At 60.7% G+C, this 11608-nt stretch carries 12 protein-coding genes and 1 pseudogene; 5 read left to right on the forward strand and 8 right to left on the reverse strand.

The window, feature by feature from the left end; genetic code table 11:
- Positions 1-135 (reverse strand): annotated as a pseudogene (locus LIY36_RS27315) (GDP-mannose pyrophosphatase); the annotation flags it as partial.
- Here LIY36_RS27315 and LIY36_RS27320 point away from each other — a divergent pair.
- Positions 88-1497, forward strand: coding sequence for an RHS repeat domain-containing protein (locus tag LIY36_RS27320; protein WP_329959634.1), 1410 nt, complete (start codon positions 88-90; stop codon positions 1495-1497). The pseudogene LIY36_RS27315 and the gene LIY36_RS27320 sit on opposite strands and share 48 nt — an antisense overlap.
- 25 nt (positions 1498-1522) lie before the next feature.
- Positions 1523-1921: a hypothetical protein gene (locus LIY36_RS27325; RefSeq protein WP_329959635.1), complete on the forward strand. Its 399-nt coding sequence runs from the start codon at positions 1523-1525 to the stop codon at positions 1919-1921.
- A gap of 139 nt (positions 1922-2060) precedes the next feature.
- Here the strand turns inward: LIY36_RS27325 and LIY36_RS27330 are convergent, their stop codons facing one another.
- Entirely contained in the window at positions 2061-3119 is a 1059-nt protein-coding gene (locus LIY36_RS27330; protein WP_226457820.1) for a diguanylate cyclase, read from the reverse strand.
- Between the two features lie 82 nt (positions 3120-3201).
- On the reverse strand, positions 3202-3834 hold the full coding sequence (locus LIY36_RS27335; RefSeq protein WP_192301151.1) for a LysE family translocator: 633 nt from the start codon (positions 3832-3834) through the stop codon (positions 3202-3204).
- 124 nt (positions 3835-3958) lie between these two features.
- Here LIY36_RS27335 and LIY36_RS27340 point away from each other — a divergent pair, with 124 nt between their 5' ends.
- Entirely contained in the window at positions 3959-5374 is a 1416-nt protein-coding gene (locus tag LIY36_RS27340; RefSeq protein WP_226457821.1) for an aminotransferase-like domain-containing protein, read from the forward strand.
- A 4-nt stretch (positions 5375-5378) separates the two neighbouring features.
- On the opposite strand, the gene LIY36_RS27345 is transcribed toward LIY36_RS27340, so the two are convergent.
- From LIY36_RS27345 to LIY36_RS27365, 5 genes are all read right to left on the reverse strand, one after another.
- Positions 5379-6044, reverse strand: a complete 666-nt coding sequence (locus tag LIY36_RS27345) for a methionine ABC transporter permease (protein ID WP_226457822.1) — start codon at positions 6042-6044, stop codon at positions 5379-5381.
- Positions 6041-6787, reverse strand: a complete 747-nt coding sequence (locus LIY36_RS27350) for a methionine ABC transporter ATP-binding protein (RefSeq protein ID WP_226457823.1) — start codon at positions 6785-6787, stop codon at positions 6041-6043. The genes LIY36_RS27345 and LIY36_RS27350 overlap by 4 nt, the downstream gene beginning before the upstream one ends.
- Positions 6784-7578, reverse strand: a complete 795-nt coding sequence (locus LIY36_RS27355) for a MetQ/NlpA family ABC transporter substrate-binding protein (RefSeq protein ID WP_192301147.1) — start codon at positions 7576-7578, stop codon at positions 6784-6786. Before LIY36_RS27355 ends, LIY36_RS27350 begins: the two co-directional genes overlap by 4 nt.
- Positions 7579-7593: 15 nt before the next feature.
- Positions 7594-8631, reverse strand: a complete 1038-nt coding sequence (locus tag LIY36_RS27360; RefSeq protein WP_226457824.1) for an isopenicillin N synthase family dioxygenase — start codon at positions 8629-8631, stop codon at positions 7594-7596.
- A gap of 134 nt (positions 8632-8765) precedes the next feature.
- Positions 8766-9236 (reverse strand): Lrp/AsnC family transcriptional regulator, encoded by a 471-nt coding sequence (locus LIY36_RS27365; RefSeq protein ID WP_192301145.1) that lies wholly within the window; start codon positions 9234-9236, stop codon positions 8766-8768.
- Positions 9237-9360: 124 nt separating this feature from the next.
- Between LIY36_RS27365 and LIY36_RS27370 the strand changes: the two genes are divergently transcribed.
- Complete coding sequence (locus tag LIY36_RS27370) at positions 9361-10605, forward strand: methionine gamma-lyase (RefSeq protein WP_192301144.1); 1245 nt, start codon at positions 9361-9363, stop codon at positions 10603-10605.
- 219 nt (positions 10606-10824) lie between these two features.
- Positions 10825-11496, forward strand: a complete 672-nt coding sequence (locus tag LIY36_RS27375) for a helix-turn-helix transcriptional regulator (RefSeq protein WP_226457825.1) — start codon at positions 10825-10827, stop codon at positions 11494-11496.
- Positions 11497-11608: the final 112 nt, after the last annotated feature.

Raw genomic sequence — 11608 nt, forward strand, 5'->3', positions numbered from 1 at the left:
CCCCGTCTCTTCCTCCGCCTCCAGGCGAATACGCTCTTCCGGGCTGGCGTTGTCCAGTAACCCGGCAGCGGCCTCGATCAGGTAGCCGTGGTAATCATTGACGTAGGTGGGCATGCGGTACTGGCGGATCAGCAACGGCTGCATGCCCACACTGTCACCCAACAGCAAAACCACCTCTACCGGCGGCAGTACGACTACGACAAATCCGGCAACCTGAACCGCGTTCTCGACACCTGCAAAGGCGAACATCACTACAGCTACGACCCTCTCAATCGCCTCACCCGAGCCGACCATTCCCAGGACCGCCAGGAACGTTTCGTACACGAGCCGGCCGGCAACCTGATCCGTGAGCGTCGCGGCAAGGGTCAGCAGCTTGTCACCGAGTACCGCTACGACTGTCAGCATCGGTTAATCAGCGTCATCACCGCCAACGGGCCAAGCGCCAGCTACCGCTACGACCCCTTTGGCCGGCGCATCAGCAAAACCGTTGAAGGCATGACAACGGAGTTCTTCTGGCAAGGCGACAAACTGATCGCCGAACACCACGCGGAACGGCATCGCAGCTACCTCTACGAACCGGACAGCTTTCGCCCGCTGGCACCGCTGGAAGGCTTCGGTCCCAACGACACCAAACCCTACCACTACCAACTGGATCACCTTGGAACCCCCCAGGAACTGACAAACCCCGATGGCGAAATCGTCTGGTCTGCGCACTACCGTGCCTACGGTGAAATAGCCCGTCTCGATGTGGGAATAATCGATAATCCGCTGCGTTTCCAGGGCCAATATTTCGACGCGGAAAGCGGGCTGCACTACAACCGGCATCGCTACTACAATCCGGATATTGGGCGTTATCTGACGCCGGACCCGGTGAAGCTGGCGGGTGGGATCAATGGGTATCGGTATGTGCCCAATCCTACGGGGTGGGTGGATCCGTTAGGGTTGAGCAATTGCCCTGGTGACAACTGTAAGCCCAATGCTTCCGTTGCCGCTCCCAAGCCTAACGTTAATGAAGGTGAGCCCGCTTTACCTCAGCTGACGCGAACTGAGCGACGGGCGAAAATAGATGAACTAACAGAAAAAAATGCAAAGAAAAGAGTTCTGAAATTTGAGACGAATTACAACATGCACACAGCAGAAAAACATAGTCCAGACATACCAGATCACGCATTGAGACAACGTTCTATCGACGGTACAAACCCAACCACTGGCGAACTCGAACGGATCAGCTCAAGCTCACAATTTAAAACTTGGAAAATGCAGCTTCACGCTATAAACAAGGCAATGGGAAGAATGAAGGATGGCTCAATATCACCAACAGGTTTTGATGCGCGCGGTAACCCCGTGGTAGTGGTCGAACTACCTGGTGCAGGAAGAGGCTACAAACCTAACAATAGAAATATAAACAACCCAACGTACGTGGAAAATATGGACAAAGCAGAGATCCGATTTGATAGAAACAACCAAACCCGACCATTTACAGCTTTTCCGAAGTGAGGATGCAATGCTGAAGTGCCCATTTATGGATGCGCCTTACATCCCAAATATCTCCCACGTTTTAGGAGCCTTATCGATATACGACCTTGAAAATACAATCGGCAGGGAGCTATGGAAGTACGACCCAAACAATGAAGAAGACAGAGAAAAAATAATAATTTCCTTTGTGCTTCGCGACCTTATGTACCTCTCTTACAGGCACCGATTTGTATTGATGTCCGCACTCAGGGATGCACTGAATGATCCAAATTTTGACTTCGCCAAAGAATTCGAAAGCGATCACGACAAGTACGAAACAATGGCCTGGGACGAAACCGAAATAGCCGACCCCCGAGGCTTCTTCGCCGACATCTACCGACTCGCCAACAAAGTCTGGAAAGATGACCTCCAAAAAGCCAGCAAAGAAGACCCATCAACCTGGTAAAACCACCAAACCCTGTAGTGAGCGAGCTTGCTCGCGCCGGGCCGCGCAGCGGCCCCACCCCAGGCAACGCGTTTTTCAATCAGGTCCGGGTCGTGCTTGTTGGGGCTGCTTCGCAGCCTGGCGCGAGCAAGCTCGCTCACTACAGGGACCGCAACCAACTTACTTGTACTGAGCTGACGCGATTACGCCCGCTGCTCTTGGCTTCGTACAACGCCAGGTCAGCATCACTCAGCCAACTGATTGAATCCGCGTGCGTCGATTGGTACGGCGCCAAGCCAATGCTCAAGCTGGCCCGCAATGTCGGGTCCTGCGCATAGGCCAGCGCGTTGAACCGATCACGCAAGGCGTCCATCACTTCCGTCGCAAGGTTGAGGGGCATGCCTGGCAGGATCACGCAGAATTCGTCGCCGCCGTAGCGCCCCGCCAGGTCAGTGGCGCGCAGGTTCTGGCGCAGGACTTTGCTCAGTTGGCGCAGGACGATGTCGCCGGTAACGTGGCCGTAGGTGTCGTTGATGGTCTTGAAGTGGTCGATGTCGATCAGCGCAATGGCGCCGCCGGTCTGGTTGCGGCGGCAGCGTTGGAATTCGATTTCCAGCTGGTCTTTCCAGGCGCCGTGGTTGAGCAGACCGGACAGGCTGTCGGTACGGCTCAGGGCCAGCAGTTCGCGTTTGTGCCGGGCCAGGGTGGCGGCCTGGCGGTAGCAGATCCAGCCCAGTGCCATGGGGTAGAGCATCAGCAGCGGCAAGCAGGCGTAGAGTTGGGCCTGGGTCGTCACGCCGATGAACGCCGGGGTGAATAGCAGCAGCGCTGTGCCGATGCCGAGGCCTTGGGCGGCCCAGCCAGCCAGCATGAAGCGTGCGCCGCCGATGGCGACATTGTTCATGGTCATCATTGACAGGCTGGTCACCGCTGGCAGCGGGTTGAAATGCATGGCACCGACCCAGAACCCGCCGCAAAAGGAGTCGATAAGCAAGTTGCGGCGTTCGCTGCCCAGGGCATGCTCGGCACGTCGCGAGAGCAGAAACGCCAGGTGCGGCCAGACGAAGGCGTTTACCAGCATCAGCGCCCATACCCACGGGTGCGGGTCCAGGGGGTACATCGCAAACGCCACGCACACAAAGCCGAGCGTCAGCCCCAGGGTGCGGGATTTATACAAGCGCGAAGCGAGCGGAAGTCCCTTTCCTCCGACGGCTGCCATGGTGAGGTGCAATCCTGAGGTATTGCTCGGAGTCTAACAGGGTAACGGCAAATCGCCACTACCCCTTATAAACTCGCCGCACTCAGTGGGAAAAGCCCCGCGCCAGCATCAATGCGACGCCCAGCAGCACCACGGCGGTGACCCGTTGCAGCAACACACGCCGCTTGGGGTTTTCGAGGACATGCTTGATGCGCTGCCCGAAGTAGCAATACAGGCAGCCACTGGCAAATTGCAGCAACAGGAAGGTCAGCCCGAGGATGGCGATGTCCGACGCCGAACTGTGCTCCCCTGCCCCGGCAAACTGTGGGAATACGGCGCTGAACATGATGATCGCCTTGGGGTTGGAAAACCCGGTCAGCAGGCCCTTGCCGAACAGACTGCGGGCACCTTCCACGGCGCCGGCCTTATCCAGCGACACGCCACTGCTGGTCCACTGTTTGTACGCCAGGTACAGGATATAGGCCACGCCGACCAACTGGATGCCCTGGGTAATCGCCACGTTGCCCTTGATCAGTTCCGAAAAGCCCACGGCAAAGATCAGGATCGAAATCAGGTACGACACGCTGGCGCCAAGCTGCGCCGGGAGTGATCGGCGCAGGCCGTCGCGCAGGCCCAGGCTCAACAGCAGCAGGGTCATGGGGCCGGGACTGAAGGTCAGGGTCGCGCAAAACAGCAGGAAATAGACAAACGAAGAAAGCGTCAATGCGCTGGTCATGGCGGTCAGCCCTGGAGGAGAAGGCTTGCAGTCTAGGCAAGCGGCGTTGCGCAGGGCAGGTAAAGTCAGGCCTAATCCGCCCGGACTTTACCGGTAAAATCACCAGCAAAGATAAGGAAGCTGCATGTTGGTATCCGCCATCGCTTTTGTGCCGGGCACGCCCAAAGTGCAACAGATCGTCGAGACGTTCAGCCAGGCTATCGCGAACGGTGAATGGGCACCGGGCAGCCCGTTGCCGTCGGTGCGCGAGCTGAGCCAGACCCTGGGCGTCAGCAAGTTCACCCTCAATGAAGCGCTCGATCGCCTGCGCGGACGCAACCTGCTGACCTCCCGTCAAGGCCGTGGCTATTTCGTCGCGGTGGACAGCACCCGCCCCGCCTCGTCGACCTGGGTCGAGTTGCTGCCCCAGGACCTGCTCAGCGTGCTGCGCCGTCCCCTGGCTACGGTCTATGGCGAACTGCGCCCCGGCGGCGGCCACTTGCCAGAAGCCTGGCTGGACACCGAGGCCATCCGCCAGACCCTGCGCAGCGTGGTGCGTGCACCGGCGTTGCGCATCGCCGGGATGGGCACCCCGGCCGGGCTGTTACCGTTGCGCCAGGCCTTGCAGCAAAAGCTCCACGGTGAAGGCGTGTCGGTGCCGGTGGAGCAAATCATCACCACGCCCAACACTGTGCAAGGCCTGGACATGCTCATGCGCCTGCTCGCACGCCCTGGCGACACGGTGCTGCTGGACGCGCCGTGCTACTTCAACTTCCACGCCAACCTGGCCCTGCATGGGGTCAAGGTGCTGACAATCGAACGGCGCCCCGACGGCTTCGACTTCAGCGCCCTCGAACAGCTGCTGGCCGAACACCGCCCCAGCCTGTACCTGACCACCAGCGTGCTGCACAACCCCACCGGCCACTCCTTCAGCCCGAGCCAGGCGTTCCGGCTGTTGCAACTGACCCGGCAGTACCACTGCCATATCGTCGAGGATGATCTCTACGGCGACCTGCATCCCAACCCGCCACCGCGCCTGGCCGCACTGGCCGGGCTGGAGCAGGTCACCTACCTGTCGGGGTTTTCCAAGATCCTCAGCGCCAACACGCGCGTCAGCTATGTGGTGGCGGCGCCGCAACTGGCGGCCAACCTGACCAATATGAAGTTGATGAGCGGCGGCGTAACGTCCGAACTGTTCGAGCAGGTGGTGTACCGCATGCTCAGCGAAGGCAGTTACGCCAAGCATCGCAAGCGCATGCAACAACGCTTGATCGAGGCCGGTGCGCGGGTCGAGCAATGGCTCAAGCGCTGCGGTTGCGAACTGCCGACGCCGTATGAAGGCGGGATGTTTATCTGGGCGCACCTGCCACCGGGCGTCAACGGCGAACTGCTGGCCCAGGACGCGTTGAAACAGGGCATGGTGCTGGCGCCAGGCACCTTGTTCGGTTACGACCCCACGCGCCGCGACTCGATGCGCTTCAACGTGGCCCACAGCGATGAACCCCAGGCGCAGCAGGTATTCGAGGCCTTGCTGCTCAAGGCTTCACCGGCGCATCAGTGACGGCTCAGCGACGATGGGCCAGTGAGCGCACGCAGCGGTCCCCCAGGCTTTGCACGCCCTGCACCAGCAGCACCAGCACAACCACCGTGACCACCATGATCTGGTTGTTGAAGCGCTGATAACCGTAGCGAATCGCCAAGTCCCCCAGCCCGCCGCCGCCGATCACCCCGGCCATCGACGAAAAACCGATCAGCATCACCAGGGTCAACGTCACGCCGGCCACCAGCGCCGGCAAGGCTTCGGGCAATAACACCTTGAAAATCACATGGCGGATGTCACCCCCCATGGCCACGATGGCTTCGATGCGGCCCTTGTCCACTTCGTCCAACGCGGTTTCGACGATGCGTGCAAAAAACGGAAAGGCCCCAATAGTGATAGGCACCACCGCCGCCGTGCTGCCCAAGGTCGTGCCGACGATCAGCCGTGTCAGCGGGATCAACGCAATCAGCATCACCACGAACGGCAACGAGCGCCCGAGGTTGATCACCGCGCCCAGCGCACGATTGAGGCGCGGCAACGGCAGCAGGCCATCGCGACGGCTGATAAACAGCAATACGCCCAGGGGCAGGCCGATCAACAAGGTAAACAACCCGGCCAATAGCACCATGTACAGGGTTTCGCCGGTGGCATTGAGCAGCAATTGCAGGATGTCATTCCAATCGGTCTTCATACCGCCCTCGCCACTTGCAGGCTCGGCGCCAGCGAACGACCAAGGCGCGACGCGGGGTCGGCCTGCAGTTGCAGCAGCGTGCCGCTTTCCACGACGCGGCCATCGGCCAGGGACACCGCGCTGTCGCAGATCGCCTTGACCACCTCCAGCTCATGGGTAATGAGCACGATGGTCACGCCAAGTTGCCGATTGATGTCACGCAGCAACTCAAGGATCGATGCGGTGGTTTCCGGGTCCAGGGCGCTGGTGGCCTCGTCCGACAACAGATACGCCGGGCGCGCCGCCAATGCGCGGGCAATGCCGACGCGCTGTTTCTGCCCGCCGGAGAGCTGCGAAGGAAACGCCTGGGCCTTGTCGCTCAAACCCACCAACGCCAACAACTCGGCGACCCGCGCCGCGCGCTCGGGCTTGGGCACATTGCCGATCTCCAGCGGCACCGCGACGTTATCCGCGACGTTGCGCGAATGCAGCAGGTTGAAGCCCTGGAAGATCATGCCGATGCGCTGGCGTTGCGCACGCAGCGCCTTGCCCGTGAGTTGGGTGAGGTCCTGGCCATCCATCAGGATGCGCCCGGCGCTCGGCCGTTCCAGCAGGTTCAGGCAACGCAGCAAGGTACTCTTGCCCGCGCCGCTGCGCCCGACGATACCGAAGATCGAACCGTCGGCAATCTGCAACGACACGTTATCCAGCGCCGCCGGCTGGCCGTCGGCGTAGGTTTTGCTGACGCCGTCGACAACGATCATTCGGCCGCCACCGGGATCACCGAACCGGCGTATTTCTCGGTAATGAACTTGGCCACCTGGGGCGAACGCAAGTCCTTGGCCAACTGCTCGATGCGCGGGTCTTTGGCCAGTTTCGGCGTAGTCACCAGGATGTTGGCGTAGGGGTTGCCCTTGGCCGCTTCCAGGCCCAGCGCGTCCTTGGCCGGTTCCAGGCCGGCTTCAAGGGCGAAGTTGCCGTTGATCACCGCCAGGTCCACATCGTCCAGCGCACGGGGGATTTGCGGTGATTCGATCTCCAGGATCTTCAGGTGCTTGGGGTTCTCGGCGATGTCTTTCGGCGTGGCCTGGTCCTTGGCCGCATCGTTGAAACCCGGTTTGAGCTTGATCAGGCCATTGGCTTGCAGCAGGTACAGCGCGCGGCTGAGGTTGGTGACGTTGTTCGGCACGGCGACGGTGCCCTTGTCCGGCACTTGAGCGAAGCTGTTGTGACGCCGCGAATAAATGCCCAACGGCTCGATATGCACAGTGGCCGCGACGCTGAATTTCTGGCCGAGCGCCTGCTCCTGGGAATTGAGGTACGGCAAGTGCTGGAAGTAATTGGCGTCCACATCACCGTGGGCGAGCAGCTCGTTGGAGTTCACGCCGCTGGGAATCTCGATGATCTTGAGGTTCAGGCCCGGGTCGAGTTTCTGCACATATTCGAGGATCTGCGCATGGGGAATCGGGTCGGCGGCAACACGCAAGGCATCGGCGGCCGACACGCTGAATGAAGCGAGCAACACTGCCAGGGAAAGCGCGGTTTTTTTCAACATGGGGTGATCTCCTGATCAGGCGGACAGTGCTTGGGGCAGCGTGGCATCGGTATAAAAACGTTGGGCGACGTCGGGGTGCGAGCGCAGGCGGCCTTTGAGGTAGTTCCAACCGACGTCGCGCAGCAACGGGTTACGCGGGTCGCTTTCGGGGCCATGGGCGTCGCGCAGCAGTTCGGGCGCCAACTGGTACACCGGCACCACCGCGTCCAGTTGCGCGCCGAGGAAAAACGCCAGGGACAAACGCTCGCTGCCCAGCGGCGGCGAGACCACCCGGTGCACGGTGGCACGCAGGTAGCCGTTGCTTGCCAGTTCGAGCAATTCGCCGATGTTCACCACCAGGGTGTCGGGGCGCGGCGACGCGTCGATCCAACGGCCCTCTTCCACTTCCACCTGCAAGCCGGCTTGCTGGTCTTGCAGCAGGAAGCTGAGGAACCCCGAGTCTTTGTGCGCGCCGACGCCTTGGCGACTTTGCTGTGCATGGCGGCCGGGGTAGCGGATCAGCTTGATGTGTTCGTTGGGTTTGTCGCCGTACAGCGCGTCAAAGGCGTTTTCCGGCAGGGACAGGGCCTGGGCGAAGGCACGCAACAGGCGCAAGGCCATCTGGGTCATCGCCTGCTGCCAGCCGAGCACCAGTGGTTTGAGCTCAGGCAACGCCGCCGGCCATTGATTGGGGCCTTGCAGCCGGGCCCAAGCGGCCGGGTGTTGCGCCACGCTCAAGGGCTCGCGCTCGGCACCGACATCGAACTGTTCGCGCAGGTCCGGCTGGCCACGGGTGATCTCCGAGGCGGCACGGTTGTAGCCGCGAAAATGTGGCGAGTTGAGCATGCCGACGGCGAGTTTGTCGGCCTCGGGCAAGGCAAAAAATGCCCGCGCCTGCTGCTGCACCTCGGCCAGCAGCGCCGCGTCGATGCCATGGCCGGTGAGGTAGAAAAAACCGATATGCCGCGCTGCAAACCGCAGCTCATCGAGGAACTGCTGACGCTGCTGCGGGCCTGCGTCGAGCTGCGACAAGTCGAGCAACGGCAAGGCGGTGATTGACTGAAGCTGGGACATCGGCGGCTCACTCCATGAACGTCTATGGTGGGAGCAACCAATCTAAATGATCTTAAAAAACCTCAATAAATAACTTTTTAGAATTAGCTTAAGCTGCCCCGCCCTATCGCCTCGATACGGGGTTGGTATGTGCGTTATTGGGGCAAGGGAATCACCCGCAACGGCCGCACCGATTTGTAGGAAAAGCTCGAATAGATCTCTTTGACACACGGCAGCGTCTGCAACACTTCCCGTGCAAATTCGCCAAACGACTCAAGGTCCTTGGCCACCACTTCCAGCAAAAAGTCATAGCGCCCCGAGACGTTATGACACGCGACGATCTCCGGGATCGCCAGCAGCCGCTGCTCGAATGCACGGGCGATTTCCTGGGTATGGCTCTCCATCATGATGCTCACGAACGCCGTCACCCCATAGCCCAGCGCTTTGGGCGAGAGGATCGCCTGGTAGCCGCTGATCACCCCGCTCTCCTCCAGGTTGCGCACCCGCCGCCAGCACGGCGAAGTGGTCAGGGAAACACGCTCGGCCAACTCGGCCACGGTGAGGCGGGCGTTACCTTGCAGCGCGTTTAACAGGGCTTTGTCGGTGCGATCCAGACTCACAGGCATAATGTGCCCCTATTCCTTATTTTTATCGGTTTTTCATGCCTTGAGGCGGCGTTTTGGCAGCAAACTTTGCAACGTTCATCTGCGGTTATGAGCATAGCATTGTAGGAAATAAGGAGCGCCCGACATGAACAATAAACACAATGCATTCGGCTTTTCGACCCGCGCCATCCACCACGGTTATGACCCCAAGGACCACCACGGCGCGCTCGTGCCGCCGATCTATCTGTCCGCCACCTTCGCCTTTCCTACCGCCGAATACGGGGCTGCGTGTTTTGCCGGTGAAGCCAACGGCCACTTCTATACGCGCATTTCCAACCCCACACTGGCGTTGCTCGAAGCGCGCATGGCCACCCTGGAAAACGGCGAGGCCGCCGTGGCGTTCAGTTCCGGCATGGGCGCGATTGCCGCCACGTTCTGGACCCTACTGCGCCCCGGCGATGAAGTGCTCGTCAGCCAGACTCTGTACGGTTGCACCTTTGCGCTGTTGCACCACGGCATCGGCGAATTCGGCATCAAGGTGCGCCATGTCGACCTCACCGATCTCGCCGCCGTGCGCGCCGCAATCACCCCCGCCACGCGCATGATTTATTGCGAAACCCCGGCCAACCCCACCCTGCAACTGGTGGACATCGCCGCCGTGGCCGCCCTCGCCCATACGCAACCGAATATCACCGTGGTGGTCGATAACACCTACTGCACGCCCTATCTGCAAAGGCCGCTGGAACTGGGCGCGGATGTGGTGGTGCATTCGGCCACCAAGTACCTCAGCGGGCACGGCGACATCACCGCCGGTATCGCCGTAAGCAGCCTCGCCCTGGCGCAACGCATCCGCTTGCAAGGGCTCAAGGACCTGACCGGCGCAGTGATGTCACCGCAGGATGCGGCGCTGCTGATGCGCGGCCTCAAGACCCTGGCCCTGCGCATGGACCGTCATTGCGCCAACGCCCAGGCCGTCGCCGAAGCCCTGGACGCCCACCCGGCCGTGCAGTGGGTGACTTACCCAGGGTTGCGATCCTTCCCACAGTACGAGTTGGCGCAGCGCCAGATGAAACTGTCCGGCGGCATGATCGCCTTCGAACTCAAGGGCGGCATCGACAGCGGTCGGCGCTTCATGAATGCACTCAAGCTGTTCACCCGTGCGGTCAGCCTGGGCGACGCCGAATCACTGGCCCAACACCCGGCCAGCATGACCCATTCCACCTACACCCCGGAACAGCGTGCACACCACGGCATCAGCGAAGGTCTGGTGCGTTTATCGGTGGGCCTGGAAGACATCGCCGACCTACTGGCGGATGTGCAGCAGGCCCTGGCCAAATGCACGCGGGCTGCGCCGCGTCATACGGCAACGGTTGAGCATGCGCTGAAATAAACCGTAGCTCGTTTCCTTAACGGTGGTCGGAAGGGTCCGACTACCGTTATGCGGTTTTAATCTGGATTAATCCGGATTGGATCCCCTTCCCGGCGCCAGGCTGTACTAGCATACGTCTCGGCGGGAAACGCTCTCACTGTGGGGTATTCGCACTAGCATTCGTTGATTCCCGCCGCGTCATGGCTGAATACCTGCACTCGAAACTCATGGACGAAGCAGATGAACTCACACCTGTTCCCACATATAGGCAAGGTCATCGCCAGCACCGGCAGTCGCCATTTCCCACGCATGCTGCATGACCTGATCCTCACCCAACTGGCAGTGGACGCCACCCATATCAGCCAATTGCGAGCGAGCTCCGACGGCCACACCCATCGCACCATCAGCCCGGTCTACACCGATTCGGTGGCGACCATGGGCGAAGAACAACCGGCCGCGCAACTGCACCTCACCCGTCACAAGGACGACGTGCGCTACGTGCTCTCGGTGTACCGCTCGCACCAGTCGGCCAACTTCTCCGCCCAGGAGCGCAGCATGCTGCAGGACTTTTCCACCCTGCTGCTGCCCATGGTGGAAAAGCACATCGCCGCGATCCAGCCGTGCCGCCTGGACAACGATGGGACGGCGCCGCAAAACCAAGGCCTCGAAACCCTGCGCCGACGCATCGAAGAGCGCCTGGTGCAATCGGGGCTGACCCTGTCCAAACGTGAACTGGAAGTGTGCGTTGGCCTGCTGGCCGGGCGTACCGCACCGGAGTTGGCCGAGCAGTTGGCGTTGAAGGTCAACACGATTGAGAGCTACCTCAAGCGCGCGTCGATCAAGCTGGGGATCAGTGGACGACATTCGTTGTTGCGGTGGATGTACTCAACAGAGCAAACCACGGATGTCTGAGCCAACACAGTTCTAAATATGAGAGCGGGCTTGTGTGGGAGCGGGCTTGCTCGCGAAAGCAGTGTGTCAGTCACTGAATATGCAGACTGATTCACCGCATTCGCGAGCAAGC

Source organism: Pseudomonas sp. AF03-9 (assembly GCF_020515815.1).
Lineage (GTDB): Bacteria > Pseudomonadota > Gammaproteobacteria > Pseudomonadales > Pseudomonadaceae > Aquipseudomonas.